The sequence below is a fragment of the Sphingobium sp. FW305-3-2-15-F-TSA7 genome (assembly GCF_058787155.1).
In genome coordinates this window covers 1-14,266 of record NZ_JBYSZM010000038.1, presented here as the reverse complement: position 1 = coordinate 14,266, position 14,266 = coordinate 1, and the positions used below count along the sequence as shown (strand labels likewise).

The following is a 14,266-nucleotide window of genomic DNA, read 5'->3' as shown; positions in this document are numbered from 1 at the left end:
CAAGTCCGATGGCCTCTATTTGCCCTTGGCCACCTCGGCCGCGCGTAGCAGCCTGATCGTATTGCCACCCATGATCTTCGCGATATCGGTCTCCGAATAGCCTTCCTTGAGCAGCCGCACGGTGATCTTGGGGAGCAGCGAGACGTCCTCCATGCCCTTGACGCCGCCACCGCCATCCCAATCCGCACCCATGCCGACATGGTCGGGGCCGACCAGCTTCAGAACATGTAGCATCGACGCCATGAAATTCTCGAAACTGGCGTCTTGGAAAGGCGCCTTGGCATCGAGCGCGGCATAGTCGGCGGCGAGCTTGCGCTGCTCCTCCGGCGTCATCGTGCCGATCTTTTCCTTGCGCGCATCGAGCGCGTCGCGCTCGGGCGTGCTGTTGAGCGGCGCCAGGAAAATGCTGTTGACCTGGACGACACCGCCCTTGGCGGCGAGCGCCTTGATCCGGCCATCGTCCAGGTTACGGGGATGGTCGTTGGCCGCCTTGGGCCCCGAATGCGACAGGATGATCGGCGTCTTCGACAGTGCGAGCATCTGGTCGAGCGCGGCGTCGGAGGAATGGCTGCCATCGATCACCATGCCGAGCCGGTTCATTTCCGCCACCCATTTTTTGCCGAGCGGACTGAGCCCGCCCCAGCGGGCCTTGCCGGTTGTGCTGTCGGCGAACTGGTTGTCGGCGCTATGGACCGGCCCGGCCATGCGGACGCCGCGACGATAGAATTCGGCAAGCAGCGAGAGATCCTCGCCGAGCGGATAGCTGTTCTCGATGCTCTGATAGACGATCGCCTTGCCCGTCGCCGCGATCTTCGCCGCATCGTCGGCGGTCGTCGCCAGCGCCATCGTGTCGGGATTCTTCGCGACGATCGCCGCGATCTCGTCCGCGCGCTTGAGCGCGAACGCCTTGGCATCGGCGAAACCCTTGGCGTCCAGCGGACCCTGCGCAGTATAGATCACCCAGAAACCGCCATCGAGTCCGCCCTGCTTCATGCGCGGCAGATCGACCTGGGTCATGTCGTCGGCCATGCTATGGCGCTGTGCGATGTCCCAGCCAGGCCGGCCGAAATTGGCGGGCGTGTCGAGATGGGTGTCGAGCACCAGCATCTTCTCATGGAGCGCCGCGGCGTCGATCGGCTCAGCAGTCTTGGTCGCCGGCCCGCATGCCGCAAGGATCAGGACGAGTGGCAATGCGCGCATATATGGGCTCTCCGTAAGTGATTATCGTTGGCGGTTGCTTATCGTGCGTCGCTGCTCGCCGCTAGGGTCCGCCTGGTGCCGGGGCTAAAGCGGTTGACAATCGGCGCCCCATCGCGCATTGGGCCGCCCTTGAACGAGCGGCGTTTTTCGCCGCTTTTCATTTTCAGATTCGCACAATTCAGTGTTTCACAAGGGTTTCGGGTCATGGCCAAGCCAACCACCGTCAAGATCAAGCTCGTCAGCTCGGAAGGCACCGGCTTCTTCTACGTCACGAAGAAGAATCCGCGCACCCTGACCGAGAAGCTGTCCTTCCGCAAATATGATCCCGTCGCGCGCAAGCACGTCGAGTTCAAGGAAGCCAAGATTAAGTGATCCCTCTCACCTTCCCGCATGCGGGAAGGTGATGATTCGGAAGACGGGGCGGGCCGCGCATGCGCTCGCCCTTTGTCTTGTCCGCTTTCGCCGAGTCGCAGGGGCGATTCCGCGCGCTTGCCGCCTTATAGCAGCTCGCTCACCTCGCCGATGAACTTCATCACCGATATCGGTTTGGAGACATAGGCCTCCGCGCCCGCTTCGCGGATGCGCTCCTCGTCGCCGCGCGCGGCATAGGCGGTCACCGCCATCACCGGAATCCGCTTCAGCAACTCGTCCGCCTTCAGCGTGCGAATCAGGTCGAGCCCGCTGACATAGGGCAGCTGGATATCCATGATGATCAGGTCCGGCGAGAAGGCGCGCGCGCGGTCCACCGCCTCGCGCCCGTCGCGAACCGGCTCCGCTTCATGCTCATGCGCACGCAGCAGATCACAGAAAAGTTTGAGATTGAGTTCGTTGTCCTCGACAACGAGCACCCTTTTTGCCACGTCCCCCGCCTCTGCAATGCAATGGAGACGCTCTAGGCGATGGCAGCCCCCGAGACAAATGCAGAGGCATTGGCGCTTTCCGCGCTGGTCTGGACCCTGAATGACCCCGCCCGCGCCGACCGGCTGCTGAGCGTGACCGGACTGACCGCGACCGATCTGCGCGAGCGGGCGGGCGATCCGGCGCTGCTCGCGGCAGTGCTCGGCTTCCTCGAAGCGCATGAGCCCGACCTGATCGGCTGTGCCACGGCGCTGGAGGTGAAGCCGCTGATTCTCGTCGAGACGCGCAGGATACTCGAATCATGACCCGCCCGCTGCTGATCACCGATTGCGACGAGGTGCTGCTCCACATGGTCAGCCATTTCGGCGCATGGCTGGACGAGGCGCATGCGATCGATTTCACACCCGATGGCGGCGATTTCTCGCGCGCGATGAAGCGCCGTGCCGATGGCGAATATCTGTCGCGTGTCGAGATGTGGCCGCTGCTCGGCGGCTTCTTCGACACCGAGATGCACCGCCAGACACTGGTGCCGCATGCCCGCGAAGCGCTCGCCGAGATTTCGGGCTATGCCGATATCGTCGTCCTCACCAATTTGGAGGATCATCGCCAGCCGCATCGCGTCGCCCAGCTCCGCGGTTTCGGCATCGATTTCCGCGTCGTCACCAATCAGGGCGGCAAGGGCACGCCGGTGCGGGCGCTGCTCGACGAATATGCGCCCAGCGCGGCGGTGTTCGTCGACGATCTGGCGCATCATCACCAGTCGGTGGCCGACGCGGCGCCGGAGGTCTGGCGCCTCCACATGATCGCAGAACCCAGCCTGGCCCCTGCCGTGCCGCCTGCGCCCGCCGCGCATGTCCGCATCGACGACTGGCGCGACGCCAAGGACTGGATAGCGGAAAAGCTCGAGAAGACGCCTCTTGAGATCCGAAGGCATTCGCCCTCTTGACCGACTCACCCAAACAACGGAACCCGACACCATGACAGACACGCCCGCCCAGAAGCTGGAAGCGCTCGGCCTGAAGCTTCCCAAGCCCGCCGCACCGATCGCCGCCTATGTTCCCGCCGTCGAGATTGGCGGGCTGCTCCACATCTCAGGCCAGCTCCCCTTTCGCGGCAGCGACCTGATGACCGGCCGTGTCGGCGAGGACGTCAATGTCGAATTCGGCTACGAGGCCGCGCGCAATTGCGCGCTGATGCTGCTGGCGCAGATGGAGCAGGCATTGGGTTCGCTCGACCGGGTCGAGCGCGTGGTCAAGCTGGGCGTGTTCGTCAGCAGCGATCCCCATTTCACCGAACAGCCCAAGGTCGCCAACGGCGCATCGGAACTGATGCAGGCGGTGTTCGGCGACGCCGGCAAGCATGCGCGTAGCGCCGTCGGCGTCCCCTCCCTGCCGCTGGGCGCCGCGGTCGAGGTCGACGCGATCGTGGCGATCAAGGCGGGCTGACCCCATATAGGCGGCATGCACCCCGTTCCGCTCGTCTCGCGCAGCTTTCATCGATTCGAGTCCCGCGCGAGGGGGGCCGTGTCCGGGGTGCATCCGCGATGAATTCCGACCTTGTCGCACGGATCGGCCACGGCGTCGGCGATTTCGACGCCGACGCATGGGATGACTGCGCGGGTCGCACCAACCCCTTCGTCTCGCATGCGTTCCTGTCGGCGCTCGAGGAATCCGGCAGCGTCGGCGCCGCGGCCGGCTGGCAGCCGGTGCCGATCGCCGTCGATGGCGCCGACGGCCGGCTGGCAGGCGTGCTGCCGGCCTATGCCAAAAGCCACAGCCAGGGCGAATATGTCTTCGATCAGGGCTGGGCCGACGCATGGGAGCGCGCGGGCGGGCATTATTATCCCAAGCTCCAGGTCGCCGTCCCCTTCTCGCCCGTACCGGGGCCGCGATTGCTGTTACGCGATCCGGCGGTCGCGCCGCAGCTCATTGCCGCGGCCGAGGCCGTGGTGGCGCAGAACCGCTTAAGCTCCGCCCATGCGACCTTCGTCGAGGAGAGCCAGATACCGTTCTTCGAGGCGGCGGACTGGCTGATCCGCACCGACAGCCAGTTCCATTGGCAGAATCGCGGCTATCGCGCGTTCGACGATTTCCTCGCAGTGCTCGCCTCACGCAAGCGCAAGGCGATCCGCAAGGAGCGGGCCGCGGCGATCGACGGTCTCGACATCGTCCATCTGCAGGGACAGGCGATCAAGACGCATCACTGGGACGCATTCTGGGATTTCTATCAGGACACGGGCGCCCGGAAATGGGGCCATCCCTATCTGACGCGCAGCTTCTTCACTTTGCTCAGCGAGCGGATGGCGGACGCGCTGCTGTTGATCCTGGCGCTGCGCGACGGTCGCCCGATCGCGGGCGCGCTCAACCTGATCGGCGGCGACGCGCTGTACGGACGCTATTGGGGATGCGTGGAGGAGGTGCCCTTCCTCCATTTCGAGCTTTGCTATTATCAGGCGATCGACGCGGCGATCGCGCGCGGCCTCGACCGGGTAGAGGCGGGTGCGCAAGGCGGGCACAAGCTGGCCCGGGGCTATGAGCCGGTGCCGACCTATTCGGCGCATTATATCGCCGATCCCGGGTTCCGCGCGGCCGTTGCCGATTTCCTGCGCCGCGAACGCGCCGCCGTGGCCCAGGAGATCGGCGCGCTCGCCGAACTCGGTCCGTTCAGAAAGAGCTGCTGATCCTCACCGTCGGTCCGGCTTTCACCGGCCTGACGCCGGTTCAGGCCGCGTGGCGCGCCGTCTCGCTCAGCCAGGCACGGGCCTGACGCTGCGCTTCGGCGATTTCGCGCGCACTCATCTCCCCGGCGATTTCGGCCCGCCAGTTCTGCGCATCGCGGCTGCCGCGCAATGCGGCGAGATTGAACCATTTATGCGCCTGGATCAGATCGACGATCGTGTTCCCCGCGCCCGAGGAATAGGCCATGCCCAGTTCCAGGCAGGCATCCGGATCACCGCGCCCCGCATCGGCGAGGCGGCTTTCTATGAAGAAGCGTTCAAGCTTTGCACTATGTCCCATGTTCCCACACCCCTGTTCGACCTTTCGGCCCAGAGGCACAATCGGCCACATGGTTTAAAAAAATGGTTAACGCCTCTTCACTTTGTTTTCCGGCACGAAAACACGATGTCGGCGCATCGGGATGGGGGCAAGCGCCGGTGACCGGTCAGTCGACGGGCAGATTGTCGATCAGGCGGGTGCCGCCGATGGCCGCCGCCGCCATCAGCCGCGCGGGCCGGTCGAGCGTCGTCACCGGCTGGAGCGTCTCCGCGTCGCAAAGCGACACATAGTCGATCGGATCGAACCCCGCTTTCGCCAACGCCGACTCCGCCCGTTCGAGTGCCGCCGCCACCGGCATCCCGCTCGCGATGGCGCGCGCCGCCTCGCCCAGTGCACGTGGGAGCGTCCGCGCGGCTTCGCGCTCCTGCTCGGTCAGATAGATGTTGCGCGACGACAGCGCGAGGCCATCCTCGTCGCGCTGAGTCGGCACGCCCGCAATCTCGATGGCGAGGTCGAGATCGGTCACCATCCTGCGGATCACCGCGAGCTGCTGATAATCCTTCTCGCCGAACAGCGCGACGTCCGGCCGGACCTGGTTGAACAGCTTCGACACGACGGTCGCGACGCCGTCGAAATGGCCGGGGCGCGATGCGCCGTCGAGTCCGTCGCTTACGCCGGTGACCGAAACGGTTGTGGCGAAGCCCGTCGGATACATGGTCTCGACGGGTGGCAACCACAGCAGCGCGCACCCCGCCGCTTCCAGCATGTCGGCGTCGGCGCGCTCGCGCCGCGGATAGCGCGCAAGATCCTCATTCGGGCCGAATTGCCTGGGATTGACGAAGATCGAGGCGACGACGCGATCGGCACGGGTCTTTGCAGCCTCCACCAGCGCCATATGCCCGACATGAAGCGCGCCCATGGTCGGTACCAGCGCGACGGACAGCCCCTCAGCCCGAAACGCCGCAATCGCGGCGCGCAGCTTTTCGAGATCACGGACCGTTTGCACGCCTGGCTTGCCTCCGATATGGCCGGGACGCGCTCTTTGAGGGGCGCGTCTTCTGGAATCAAGTGGCTAGGGGGGCCCGATCGCTACATGGCGGTGAATGGCGTGCATCTGATCGTTTTTGCGAACGAGAAAGGGGGCAGTGGCAAATCGACGACCGCGGTCCATACCGCGATCGGACTGGCCAAGGCCGGCCGGCGCGTCGCAGCGCTCGACCTCGATACACGCCAGCGTACGCTGGGCCGCTATCTGGACAATCGCGCAGAGACGGTGCGGCGCGAAAGCGTCCAGCTGATCCTGCCGCCCCATAGCGTGCTCGATCCGTTGACGGTGCCGGCGCTCGAGGACGCGGTCGCGCGGCTCGGCGAAGGCCGGGAATTCGTGATCATCGATACGCCGGGGCGCGACGACGCGGTCGCACGTGCCGCGATCGCGATGGCGGATACGCTGGTGACGCCGATCAACGACAGCTTCATCGACCTCGATCTGATCGGCCAGGTCGATCCGGAGACCTTCAAGGTGAAGCGCCCGAGCTTCTATGCGGAGCTGATCTGGGATCAGCGCAAGATACGCGCGCGGACCGACGGCGCCACGGTGGACTGGGTGGTGCTGCGCAACCGCCTCCAGCATGTCGAGGCGCGCAACATGCGCCGCGTCGGCAATGCCGTGGCGGAACTGTCGCGCCGCGTCGGCTTTCGCGTCATACCCGGCCTTGGCGAGCGCGTGATCTATCGCGAGCTCTTTCCGCGCGGCATCACCTTGCTCGACCTGGAGGAACTCGGCGAACTCGGCATCAGCCATATCGCCGCGCGCCAGGAACTGCGCGAGATGATCTCCGCGCTCGAACTGCCCCAGGCACAGGGCGAGCTTTCGCTCTGATATGGCGAAGCTGATCCTTCTTGCCGGGATCGGCCTGCTGATCTGGTTCTGGTGGCGCGGCAAGATGAGTCGTCGTCCGCCGCGACCGACGATGAACGTCGCCGAAGCCTTGCGCCTGCTCGACCTGACGCCCGAGGCCACGCCCGACCAGATCCGCGCGGCGCATCGCCGCCTGATCGCGCGCGTCCATCCCGATGCGGGGGGCAGCGCCGAGCTTGCCGGAAAAATCAACGCGGCACGCGACCTGTTGCTGCGTTCGCGCGTTGTGCCGCCGTCCCGATAACCGGGGGTCCTGCCCCATCCAGTACCGGAGTAAACGATGAGCCACGTCTTCGATCCCACCACGCTGCGCGAATATGACATCCGCGGAATCGTCGGCCAGACACTGGGTGCGAAAGACGCCTATGCGATCGGCCGGGGCTTCGCGACATTGGTGCGCAAGGCCGGCGGGACACGCGTGGCAGTGGGTTATGACGGGCGTGAATCGTCGCCGATGCTCGAAACCGCGCTGATCAACGGCCTCAACGAAGGCGGTGTCGACGTGGCCCGGGTCGGGCTGGGGCCGACGCCGATGCTCTATTATGCCGAAGCCGTGCTCGAGGTCGATGGCGGCATCATGATCACCGGCAGCCACAATCCCGCCGATTATAATGGCTTCAAGATGGTCATCCATCATGCGCCTTTCTATGGCGAGCAGATCCAGGAGATCGGTCGGCTGGCCGCCGCAGGCGCCTGGACCGAGGGAACGGGCACCGTTTCGAATGTCGATATCATGGACGATTATGTCGGCCGCCTGCTCGCGGGCTATGCCGGCGGCGCCTATCGGATCGGCTGGGATGCTGGCAATGGCGCAGCCGGCCCGGTGATCGAGAAGCTGGTGAAGCTGCTGCCCGGCGAACATCACCTGCTCTTCACCGATGTCGATGCCAATTTCCCCAATCATCACCCCGATCCCACCGAGGAGAAGAATCTCGAGGATCTCAAGCGCCTGGTCGCCGAGAAGAATCTCGATTTCGGCGTTGCGTTCGACGGCGACGGCGACCGGATCGGCGCGATCGACGGCAAGGGCCGGGTCGTCTGGGGCGACCAGTTGCTCGGTATCCTCGCCGAACCCGTGCTGAAGGCCAATCCGGGCGCGACCATCCTGGCCGATGTGAAGACCAGCCAGGCGCTGTTCGACCGCGTTGCCGCGCTGGGCGGCAAGCCGCTGATGTGGAAGACCGGCCACAGCCTGGTGAAGGCCAAGATGAAGGAGGAGAACTCACCGCTCGGCGGCGAGATGAGCGGCCATATCTTCTTCTTCTGGGACTATTACGGCTTCGACGATGCGATCTACGGCGCGGTGCGGCTGATGAGCGCGGTGCGCATGTCGGGCAAGTCGCTGACCCAGCTCAAGGACGAGATGCCGGCGATGGTCAACACGCCCGAACTCCGCTTCCAGGTCGACGAGAGCCGCAAGTTCGCGGTGGTCGACGAAGTGCTCGACCGGCTCGAGGCCGAAGGCGCCGACGTCAATCGCACCGATGGCGCGCGCGTCAACACCGCCGATGGCTGGTGGCTGTTGCGCGCATCCAACACCCAGGATGTTCTCGTCGCGCGCGCCGAAGCCAAGGACGAAGCCGGATTGGCACGGTTGATGGCACAGATCGATGCCCAGCTCTCGGCGTCGGGAATCGCACGCGGCGAGCCGGTCGCGCACTGAATCAAATGTCCGCCGCGCGCAGCAATGTTGCGCACGGTTGCAATCTTTGCACGCATGCGGGTGTCATTCGCACTTGCGAGATAGGCCGCTGCGCCGCAAAGGGATCGGGCCTTTCAGGCATCCTCTCCTAAACTTTCAAAGGCCGGTCCTTCGGGATCGGCCCTTTTTTTGCCTAGAGCCTGGCGATCAGCGCCTTCGCTTCGACGACCTGCCCGAAGCCTGGCGCGGCGATTGCGGCCTGCGCGGCGCGCGCGGCCTCCGGCTTGCGGCCGACAGCGGCATAGGCCTGGGCGAGATGCCAGTGGATCGCCGACGAAGCGGGGGCGATCGCCCGCGCCTTTTCCAGCAATTCGATACCGGCGCGGCGGTCGGCCTTGGTCTCAAACAACAGCCAGCCCAGGGTATCGGCCGCCGCCGGATTGGACGGGGTGAGCGCATAGGCACGGCTGGCATAGACCAGCCCCTTGTCGGTATCGCCGCTGCGAAACCAGGCCCAGGCCAGGTTGTTGAGGATCAGCGCGTCGCGATTGCCCATGCGCGCGCGCAGGCCTTCGAGGATGCGGATCGAATCCTCCCATGCGCCGGCCGCCTGGAAATAGTCGGACGCGAGCAGCAGGGCGGCGACGTTGCGCGGATTCTGCGACAGAAACAGGCGCAGCGTCGTCATCGCATCGGCGCGCCGGCCACCGCGATCGAGCGCGTCGATCATGCGCAGCGCCACCGGCTCGGTGAAGCTGATATTGGCGGCGAGCCGGTATGCATCGGCGGCTTGCAGTGGCTGGCCGAGCGCACCGAGGACATCGCCGACCAGCATATGCGCTGCGGGCGTCCCCGGATTGGCACGCTGGAGCGCCTGCGCCTCCGCCAGCGCGTCCTCGCCGCGCCCGGTGGCAAGCAGGCCCCGGATATAGCGAATGCGCGCCGGTGCGCCGCGATCGAGCGCCGCGTCCCGCGACAATGCGCCGAGATCGCCGCCGCCGAACACTGCACCGCCACCAGGCGTGGAGGCCGATGCACGATCGAGATAGCTGGCGGCCGCATCGCGCGCGTCAATCGCCTCGAGCGCACGGCCGATCACGGTCAGCGTATAGACATCGGCATCGGGCCGGTCGGCGATCGGGCGCAGCGCGTCGACGGCATCGCGATAATTGCCGGCGCGCCACTCCGCGGTTCCCAGCAGGCGGCGGACGCGGAGATTTTCGGGCTGCATCGAAACCAGCCGATCGAGCCGCGCTATGGCCTGTTCGTAGCTGCCGGCGTCGATCTCGAGCACCGCTTGCAGCAGCATGCCCCCGGGCATGTCGTCAAGCGCATCGCCCGTCCGCTGGATGAGCGAGCGGGCGAGGCCGAAATTGCCCGCGCGCGCGGCAAGCACCGCCTGGAGATAAAAGGCGCGGACATTGCGGCCGTCGATGGCGAGCGCCCGCCGGGTCATCGCCAGCATGTCGCGTGCGCGCCCGAGATCGCCGAGCGTCGCGGCGGTTTCGAGCAGGGCATCGACATCCTGCGGATCGATCTCGACCGCGCGCTCGAACCAGGGCAATGCCGCGACGAGCCCATATTGGTTGCGGACGAGCACGCCCTTCAGCACCATCGCATCGACCGAGCGGGGCGCGAGCGCCATTGCGCGATCGGCCGCGGCAACGGCGCCGGCCTGATCGGCGACGTCCATGCGGAAATTGCCGAGCGCGACCCAGGTCGCGACGTCCCTGGGCGCGCGCGCGATCGACCGGTCGAAAGCGCTTGCCGCAGCCGCAATGTCCCCCCATGCCGCCAGTGCCTGGGCGCGGATGCGTTCGGCATAGGCGGCCTGCGCGGCGGGCGGCGGCGCGCGATCCAGTTCGGTGAGCGCGGCGGCGGCATCGCCGTTCAGGACATTGGCATGGGCGACGAAGACCGAGATGTCGGCGGCGGACACGCCCGCGCGCCGGGCCCGCTCGAACTCCGCCGCGGCGCCCGGGCCGTCGCCGAGCGCCAGCGAGATGCGCGCCTGCATGGCATAGGCGGCGCCCCAGCCCGGATCGGCCTTCAGCGCATTCTGCATCTCGATGCGGGCGGCGCGGGGATCGCCGCCGCCAAATGCCGCCACCGCGCGCCGCATGGCGGCATCGGCCGCGGCACGGTCGGCAGCCAGCGCGGGCGCCGCGAGCAGCGCGGGCGCCGCGAGCAGCGCGAGCGCGGCGGTCAGGACAAGGATGCGGCGCATCGCCGGATCAGGCCTGCATGCCATATTGCTTGAGCAGGTCGTACAATGTCGGCCGGCTGATCCCGAGCAGCTTGGCGCTGCTCGAGATATTGCCCTCGCTGCGCGCCAATGCGCGGCGGATCGCCTTGCGATCGGCGGCTTCGCGTGCGGTCTTGAGATTGATCACGTCGCCATCCTCGAGCCGCGCCTGGCTGGGCAGGTCGAGATCCGCCGCAGTGACCAGCCGTCCGTCGGCCATGATCACCGCGCGCTTCATCCGGTTCTCCAGCTCGCGCACATTGCCCGGCCAGCCCCATGCGTCGATCGCGGCCAGCGCGTCGGGCGCAAGCCCCTTCACCGCCGGATTCATCGCCTTGGCGAAGCGCAGCAGGAAATGGCGCGCGAGCAGGGGCGCGTCGCCCGGGCGCTCGGCCAGGGCCGGAATGCGGACGACGATCTCGGCGAGGCGATAATAGAGATCCTCCCGGAAACGGCCGTCGGCGATCATCGTCTCCAGATTCTGGTGAGTCGCGCAGACGATGCGCGTATCGACCGCGATCGGGGTGCGCCCGCCGATCCGCTCGATCACGCGTTCCTGCAGGAAGCGGAGCAGCTTGACCTGGAGCGGCAAGGGAATGTCGCCGACCTCGTCGAGGAACAAAGTGCCGCCCTGGGCCTGTTCGATCTTGCCCTCATTGGTCTTGACCGCACCGGTGAACGCGCCCTTTTCATGGCCGAACAATTCGGATTCGAGCAGGTTTTCGGGAATGGCGGCGCAGTTGATCGCGACGAAGGCGCCACCGCGGCGACCGCTCGACTGATGGACCCCGCGCGCCAGCAATTCCTTGCCGGTGCCGCTGGCGCCGAGCAGCATGACCGACACGTCCGCGTTCGCGACACGCTCGATCGTGCGCGCGACCTTCAGCATTTCGGGCGCGGCGGTGATCATGCCCCCGAGCACCGTCGCATCGCTGCCGCTGGCCTGCGCCAGCCGGACATTCTCCGTCTCGATCGCATGCAACTGGAAAGCGCGGCGGACGATCAGGCCGAGCTCGTCGATATCGACGGGTTTCTGGTAGAAATCATAAGCGCCGCTGGCGATCGCGCGCAAAGCGCTTTCGCGCGCACCATGGCCGGATGCGACGATCACCTTGGTGTCGGGCTTGAGCGCAAGGATCTCCGCAAGCGTCGCAAAGCCTTCGCTGGTGCCGTCGGGATCGGGCGGCAGGCCGAGATCGAGCGTGACCACGACGGGTTCCTCGGCCCGCAGGGCAGCGATCGCCGACGCGCGATCGCCGACCGCGATCACCTCATAATCGTCATAGGCCCAGCGAAGCTGTCGCTGGAGCCCCTCGTCATCCTCGACGATGAGGAGCTTGGGTTTTTCCGCCGTCATTGCATCTCCGGAATCTTGGACGCCGCCGAGGGCAGCGTCACGATGAACTTCGTCCCTTCACCTTCGCGGCTCTTGACCTCGATGCGGCCACCCATTGCCGCGATCAGCGTCCGCGCCTCGAACGCGCCGACGCCGAAGCCGCCCTCCTTGGTCGATGCGAAGGGTTTGAACAGGCTCGACCGCATGAATTCCTGCGACATGCCACCGCCCCGGTCGCACACCTCGATCGCGACCTCGGCCCCCTGGTCGACCAGCTTGAGCAGCACGGGTTCGCCGGTCGGGCTCGCATCGATCGCATTCTGGACGAGGTGGCCGAGCGCCTGTTCGAGCCGCGCCGGATCGGCGATCAGCATCGGATCGCCGGTGGCCATGACGATCACGGGATGCTGGCGGTTGCGCGCCGCCGCCACTGCCTCGACGATGCGCTGGCCGGAAACCCGCCGCGGTTCGTCGTGGCGCGCCTTGTTGTGCTGCGACAGGCGGGCGAGCAGATCGTTCATCTTGCCGACCGACGACTGGAGCGTCGCCACCATATCGGCACGGAATTCGGGATTGTCGGCATGGCGCTCCGCATTGCGCGCGACCAGGCTCAGCTGACTCACCAGATTCTTGATGTCGTGCATGATGAAGGCGAAGCGACGGTTGAATTCGTCGAAACGCCGTCCGTCACTCAAGGCCTCCTGCCCGCGCGCTTCGGCGAGATAACTCGCGACCTGCCGGCCGACGATGCGCAACAGGTCGAAATCCTCCCAGTCGAGCGCACGATCGATCGGCGGGCGTTCGAGCAGGACGGCACCCTGAAGCCGGTCGAAATGCACGAGCGGCACCAGCGCCCAGGCATCGGGCGCACCGAGCATCCATTGCGGCACCAGAGCCGCCTCGCGGTCGTGACGCATCTCGTCGCCGCGCAGCATGTCGAATTCGACGATGCGGCCGCTCGCCAGATGCGCGGCCAGGCCGGCGTCGCCACCGGTCCCCTGCGCGTCGAGCGACGGCCAGTTCCACTGCGCCTGCACGCCGAGCATGCCCGCTTCGCCCGAAACCAGCAGCAACCCGCCCGGCGATTCGGTGATATCGGCCAGCGCCTTGATCACGCGTTCGTCGAGCGGCGCGGCGCCCTCGCCCGGGCGCCCGAGCGTGTCGGTGAACCGGATCCACTCCGCGCGATAATCGTAGCGATGGCGGAAGAGATGCTTGGCCAGCTTGACGCGGAACCAGGCGCGGAAGCGCGGCGACGGCAACAGGGCCAGCGCAACGACCGTCGCGGTCATGACGAAACCGGCCTGCACCGTGCGGGCAAGGGCGCCGCTGACCGATTCGAGCACGCCGGCGATGAGCACCATCAGCACCAGATAGGCGCACAGGGCGATCAGCGAGAGCGACTGGAAGGTCACGGTGCGCGACAGGCGCAGCTGCCAGCGTTCGTTGCGGCGAAGCGCGAAGCCGAAGACGGGCGCCACCATCACCATGGCGCAGCCGCGCAGCATGAAGGCCTCCGCCGACCAGCCGCGACCGAGATAGGCGAGGGTGTAAATGTTGAGATCGACGAGCCACATGCCCGCCAGGCCGAACATGGCGAGCCGGATTCCCCAGCGCGCCTCGGGGGCCGCGGCGGTGTAGAGATTGTGCACCAGCACAAGCGCCGCAACCGCGCTGATCATCCTGAGCACGAGCGAGAGGAAGAACAGGGCATCGGCCGCCGGCCCTATCACGGGCACGGCAAGGGGAAGCAGATGCACGGCCATCAGACCCGCACCGAGCAGCGCGACGGCCACGTAGATCAGCGTGACGCCGAACTTCTCGTCGGCGCGCCGTCCCTGGCTGAGCAGCAGGTACATGAAGCCGAACCAGGCCATGTTGCGCAACGTCTCGACACCCTGGGCGAGGATCGACCAGGATCCCGCGGCCGCGGCCGGCGCCGTGCGCCGCACCGTGCGCGAGCTCGATCCCGGCGTTGACCTGTGGGGCTGCATGCCGATGACCGCGCACGTGCAGGGCGCGTTCTTCGGCCAGCGGCTCGCCTCCACGATTCTCGTGCTGCTCGGCG

The 14,266-nt window shown here is 66.5% G+C and carries 16 protein-coding genes; 9 read left to right on the top strand and 7 right to left on the bottom strand.

Annotated elements, in window-relative coordinates:
• Positions 1 to 15: 15 nt before the first annotated feature.
• Entirely contained in the window at positions 16 to 1,200 is a 1,185-nt protein-coding gene (locus tag AC3WN8_RS24685) for a dipeptidase (protein WP_492672158.1), read from the bottom strand.
• A gap of 204 nt (positions 1,201 to 1,404) precedes the next feature.
• On the opposite strand from AC3WN8_RS24685, the gene rpmG reads away from it, so the two are divergent.
• A complete protein-coding gene (gene rpmG, locus AC3WN8_RS24680; RefSeq protein ID WP_492672157.1) occupies positions 1,405 to 1,572 on the top strand; it encodes a 50S ribosomal protein L33 in 168 nt (55 codons plus the stop codon).
• A gap of 125 nt (positions 1,573 to 1,697) precedes the next feature.
• Here rpmG and AC3WN8_RS24675 read toward each other — a convergent pair whose 3' ends face one another.
• Positions 1,698 to 2,060 carry a response regulator gene (locus AC3WN8_RS24675; RefSeq protein ID WP_492672156.1) on the bottom strand — a complete coding sequence of 121 codons (363 nt, stop codon included), beginning with the start codon at positions 2,058 to 2,060 and terminating at the stop codon, positions 1,698 to 1,700.
• A 39-nt stretch (positions 2,061 to 2,099) separates the two neighbouring features.
• Here AC3WN8_RS24675 and AC3WN8_RS24670 point away from each other — a divergent pair, with 39 nt between their 5' ends.
• From AC3WN8_RS24670 to AC3WN8_RS24655, 4 genes are all read left to right on the top strand, one after another.
• A complete protein-coding gene (locus tag AC3WN8_RS24670; protein ID WP_492672155.1) occupies positions 2,100 to 2,363 on the top strand; it encodes a DUF3572 family protein in 264 nt (87 codons plus the stop codon).
• The gene (locus AC3WN8_RS24665) at positions 2,360 to 3,004 is read left to right on the top strand and encodes an HAD family hydrolase (protein ID WP_492672154.1); all 645 of its coding nucleotides are present in this window, start codon (positions 2,360 to 2,362) and stop codon (positions 3,002 to 3,004) included. The genes AC3WN8_RS24670 and AC3WN8_RS24665 overlap by 4 nt, the downstream gene beginning before the upstream one ends.
• Positions 3,005 to 3,035: 31 nt before the next feature.
• Positions 3,036 to 3,503 carry a RidA family protein gene (locus tag AC3WN8_RS24660; protein WP_492672153.1) on the top strand — a complete coding sequence of 156 codons (468 nt, stop codon included), beginning with the start codon at positions 3,036 to 3,038 and terminating at the stop codon, positions 3,501 to 3,503.
• A gap of 98 nt (positions 3,504 to 3,601) precedes the next feature.
• Positions 3,602 to 4,738: a GNAT family N-acetyltransferase gene (locus AC3WN8_RS24655; protein WP_492672152.1), complete on the top strand. Its 1,137-nt coding sequence runs from the start codon at positions 3,602 to 3,604 to the stop codon at positions 4,736 to 4,738.
• A 40-nt stretch (positions 4,739 to 4,778) separates the two neighbouring features.
• Here the strand turns inward: AC3WN8_RS24655 and AC3WN8_RS24650 are convergent, their stop codons facing one another.
• Positions 4,779 to 5,075: a hypothetical protein gene (locus tag AC3WN8_RS24650; protein ID WP_492672151.1), complete on the bottom strand. Its 297-nt coding sequence runs from the start codon at positions 5,073 to 5,075 to the stop codon at positions 4,779 to 4,781.
• A 145-nt stretch (positions 5,076 to 5,220) separates the two neighbouring features.
• The gene (gene panC, locus AC3WN8_RS24645; protein WP_492672150.1) at positions 5,221 to 6,060 is read right to left on the bottom strand and encodes a pantoate--beta-alanine ligase; all 840 of its coding nucleotides are present in this window, start codon (positions 6,058 to 6,060) and stop codon (positions 5,221 to 5,223) included.
• 87 nt (positions 6,061 to 6,147) lie between these two features.
• Here panC and AC3WN8_RS24640 point away from each other — a divergent pair, with 87 nt between their 5' ends.
• From AC3WN8_RS24640 to pgmG, 3 genes are read left to right on the top strand one after another with little or no spacing between them, the layout of a single operon-like run.
• Positions 6,148 to 6,936, top strand: coding sequence for a division plane positioning ATPase MipZ (locus AC3WN8_RS24640; RefSeq protein ID WP_492672149.1), 789 nt, complete (start codon positions 6,148 to 6,150; stop codon positions 6,934 to 6,936).
• Position 6,937: 1 nt separating this feature from the next.
• Complete coding sequence (locus tag AC3WN8_RS24635; RefSeq protein WP_492672148.1) at positions 6,938 to 7,219, top strand: J domain-containing protein; 282 nt, start codon at positions 6,938 to 6,940, stop codon at positions 7,217 to 7,219.
• Between the two features lie 36 nt (positions 7,220 to 7,255).
• Complete coding sequence (gene pgmG, locus AC3WN8_RS24630) at positions 7,256 to 8,638, top strand: phosphoglucomutase/phosphomannomutase PgmG (protein WP_492672147.1); 1,383 nt, start codon at positions 7,256 to 7,258, stop codon at positions 8,636 to 8,638.
• 172 nt (positions 8,639 to 8,810) lie between these two features.
• Here pgmG and AC3WN8_RS24625 read toward each other — a convergent pair whose 3' ends face one another.
• The 3 genes from AC3WN8_RS24625 to prsK are packed head-to-tail and all read right to left on the bottom strand — an operon-like array spanning position 8,811 to position 14,075.
• Positions 8,811 to 10,844, bottom strand: a complete 2,034-nt coding sequence (locus AC3WN8_RS24625) for a tetratricopeptide repeat protein (protein ID WP_492672146.1) — start codon at positions 10,842 to 10,844, stop codon at positions 8,811 to 8,813.
• A 7-nt stretch (positions 10,845 to 10,851) separates the two neighbouring features.
• Entirely contained in the window at positions 10,852 to 12,219 is a 1,368-nt protein-coding gene (gene prsR, locus AC3WN8_RS24620; protein WP_492672145.1) for a PEP-CTERM-box response regulator transcription factor, read from the bottom strand.
• Positions 12,216 to 14,075 (bottom strand): XrtA/PEP-CTERM system histidine kinase PrsK, encoded by a 1,860-nt coding sequence (gene prsK / locus AC3WN8_RS24615; protein ID WP_492672144.1) that lies wholly within the window; start codon positions 14,073 to 14,075, stop codon positions 12,216 to 12,218. Before prsK ends, prsR begins: the two co-directional genes overlap by 4 nt.
• On the opposite strand from prsK, the gene AC3WN8_RS24610 reads away from it, so the two are divergent.
• A partial coding sequence (locus AC3WN8_RS24610; RefSeq protein WP_492672143.1) for a hypothetical protein occupies positions 14,056 to 14,266 on the top strand: 211 nt, incomplete at its 3' end. The genes prsK and AC3WN8_RS24610 overlap by 20 nt on opposite strands.

Excerpts from the sequence above, each read along its gene's own strand:
- AC3WN8_RS24685 (WP_492672158.1), bottom strand. The coding sequence starts at position 1,200 with ATGCGCGCATTGCCACTCGTCCTGATCCTTGCGGCATGCGGGCCGGCG.
- rpmG (WP_492672157.1), top strand. The coding sequence starts at position 1,405 with ATGGCCAAGCCAACCACCGTCAAGATCAAGCTCGTCAGCTCGGAAGGC.
- AC3WN8_RS24670 (WP_492672155.1), top strand. The coding sequence starts at position 2,100 with ATGGCAGCCCCCGAGACAAATGCAGAGGCATTGGCGCTTTCCGCGCTG.
- AC3WN8_RS24665 (WP_492672154.1), top strand. The coding sequence starts at position 2,360 with ATGACCCGCCCGCTGCTGATCACCGATTGCGACGAGGTGCTGCTCCAC.
- AC3WN8_RS24660 (WP_492672153.1), top strand. The coding sequence starts at position 3,036 with ATGACAGACACGCCCGCCCAGAAGCTGGAAGCGCTCGGCCTGAAGCTT.
- AC3WN8_RS24655 (WP_492672152.1), top strand. The coding sequence starts at position 3,602 with ATGAATTCCGACCTTGTCGCACGGATCGGCCACGGCGTCGGCGATTTC.
- AC3WN8_RS24650 (WP_492672151.1), bottom strand. The coding sequence starts at position 5,075 with ATGGGACATAGTGCAAAGCTTGAACGCTTCTTCATAGAAAGCCGCCTC.
- AC3WN8_RS24640 (WP_492672149.1), top strand. The coding sequence starts at position 6,148 with ATGGCGGTGAATGGCGTGCATCTGATCGTTTTTGCGAACGAGAAAGGG.
- AC3WN8_RS24635 (WP_492672148.1), top strand. The coding sequence starts at position 6,938 with ATGGCGAAGCTGATCCTTCTTGCCGGGATCGGCCTGCTGATCTGGTTC.
- pgmG (WP_492672147.1), top strand. The coding sequence starts at position 7,256 with ATGAGCCACGTCTTCGATCCCACCACGCTGCGCGAATATGACATCCGC.
- AC3WN8_RS24625 (WP_492672146.1), bottom strand. The coding sequence starts at position 10,844 with ATGCGCCGCATCCTTGTCCTGACCGCCGCGCTCGCGCTGCTCGCGGCG.
- prsR (WP_492672145.1), bottom strand. The coding sequence starts at position 12,219 with ATGACGGCGGAAAAACCCAAGCTCCTCATCGTCGAGGATGACGAGGGG.
- prsK (WP_492672144.1), bottom strand. The coding sequence starts at position 14,075 with ATGGCCTGGTTCGGCTTCATGTACCTGCTGCTCAGCCAGGGACGGCGC.